Origin of the sequence: Candidatus Pantoea communis (assembly GCF_011752685.1) — a bacterium.
Lineage (GTDB): Bacteria > Pseudomonadota > Gammaproteobacteria > Enterobacterales > Enterobacteriaceae > Pantoea > Pantoea communis.
On record NZ_VWXC01000082.1, the window covers coordinates 1 to 305 of the forward strand.

At 51.8% G+C, this 305-nt stretch carries 1 rRNA gene; it reads right to left on the reverse strand.

The annotated features are described in order from the left end of the window. A 23S ribosomal RNA gene (locus F3J37_RS27970) occupies positions 1–305 on the reverse strand; the annotation flags it as partial.

Here is a 305-nt window from a genome sequence, read left to right on the forward strand (position 1 = left end):
AGTTCTCTCAAGCGCCTTGGTATTCTCTACCTGACCACCTGTGTCGGTTTGGGGTACGATTTCGTGTTACCTGGAGCTTAGAGGCTTTTCCTGGAAGCAGGGCATCAGTTACTTCACCACCGTAGTGACTCGTCATCACACCTCAGCGTTAAAAGAGTTCCGGATTTACCTAAAACTCCCGCCTACATGCTTAAACCGGGACAACCGTCGCCCGGATAACCTAGCCTTCTCCGTCCCCCCTTCGCAGTAACACCAAGTGCAGGAATATTAACCTGCTTCCCATCGACTACGCTTTTCAGCCTCGC